Consider the following 1,347-nt stretch of genomic DNA (forward strand, 5'->3'; position numbering starts at 1 on the left):
TCTGTTTCTGTTTCTGTTTCTGTTTCTGTTTCTGTTTCTGTTTCTGTTTCTGTTTCTGTTTCTGTTTCTGTTTCTGTTTCTGTACCATCAAATGTTGACTCAGACACTTCGTCAAGCGATGTATCTAAAGAATCTTGGTGATCATCTGAAGTTTCTGTGGTTTCTTCAACATCCAAATTGGTGGTTGTTTGTGATGAAGCCTCATCTTCATGACCTAACGATGCTTGACTAGAATCTGCTTGAACGCTTTCTTCTGAATCAATCGACAGCTCGGGTTCAACACTACCCCAATCATCGTCTTGTGGTACACCAAACTCATTTTCAACGGCTTCAGGTATACTGCCTTGACCACTTTTCTCTACGATTTCAGAAGGTTGAATATCGGAACTAAGTTCAGTGACATCGTCAATATCAATCGCATCGCCAATAACTTCAGGTTCATCAGGCTCGGCTTCAAAATCAATCTCATCAAGTAACGGGTCCGCGTCAGGATAGCTATTCTCTAAATCCTTAACAAATTCATCACTATCAAATTCGTCAGCGGTCGCCTCTAGCTCTGTGGGTTCATCGAATTGACTTTCATTCGTCGATGGGGCCTCATCCGACTGCTGCTCTTCACTATCCGACTTTTCCTCAAGATCGTCAGCAACAGGTTCAAGCTCTTCTATTGCTGTTGGGTCTTCTACATCTAATGCAGTTTCGACTTCTTCTTCATCAACTGACTCTGCAACGACTGTATCAATAATATCATCGCGATGCGTGGTATCGAGATCATCAACTTTTAGTTCCGTTTCCTCTTCTAAACTCTCACCTTGTTCTGGGTCACGAGCAAGTTCTGCATCTAAGTTGGATTCGTCTTCACTGCTTAGATCAGTTATGTCATCACGTAATTCAGAATCAACTTCACCAGATTCCAATTCAGGATCTAAGCTTTCATCATCTGATATCTCAAGTTCAATCTCTTCATCTAGATTCGTTTCTTCGGCACTTGCTAAATCCGCGACATCCTCTAAAGAGAAATCGGCTTCACTATCTAGATCAACACTTTCATCAAGCAGTCCCGTATCAAGGTCGTCGGCAACTGATTCTGACTCTGCCTCTTCATCAGATAAGTCAAAATTAAGGTCATCTTCGACAGAAGTTTCGTCGTCACTGTCTAAATCGATGCTTTCATCAAGCAGTCCCGCATCGAGGTCTTCGGCAACTGATTCTGGCTCTGCCTCTTCATCATCAGATAAGTCAAGGTCACCTTCGACAGAAGTTTCGTCGTCACTGTCTAAATCGATGCTTTCATCAAGCAGTCCCGCATCAAGGTCGTCGGCAACTGATTCTGTTTCTAAACCTTCA

At 42.7% G+C, this 1,347-nt stretch carries 1 protein-coding gene; it reads right to left on the reverse strand.

Going from position 1 to position 1,347, the window contains the following annotated elements:
- A partial coding sequence (locus ACWU4D_RS16705) for a hypothetical protein (protein WP_456052587.1) occupies nt 1-1,347 on the reverse strand: 1,347 nt, incomplete at both ends.

The sequence above is a fragment of the Vibrio phycocola genome (assembly GCF_053850235.1).